Genomic DNA, 242 nt, shown 5'->3' on the forward strand with positions numbered 1-242 from the left:
CTCGCGCGCGACGGGCGCGAGCGCCTCGGCGCGACCCGGATCACAGACGAACACCGCCGGTTCGGCATCGCCGAGGAAATAGGCGATCTCGGCCGGGGTATAGGCGGTGTTGAGCGGCAGGAACACTGCGCCGGCCCGGACCGCGCCGAGGTAGAGCATCAGCGCCTCGATGCTCTTCTCCACCTGCACCGCGACCCGGTCGCCCGGTTTAACGCCGAGCGCGACCAGCGCAGCGGAGAACC

Annotated in this window: 1 protein-coding gene; it reads right to left on the reverse strand. The window is 70.7% G+C overall.

The window, feature by feature from the left end; genetic code table 11:
- The coding region (locus ACK4TH_RS13355; protein WP_409627133.1) for an AMP-binding protein at window positions 1-242 on the reverse strand (242 nt) is incomplete at both ends.

The organism is Tepidimonas sp., assembly GCF_046292505.1.
In the GTDB taxonomy this organism is placed as follows: domain Bacteria; phylum Pseudomonadota; class Gammaproteobacteria; order Burkholderiales; family Burkholderiaceae_C; genus Tepidimonas.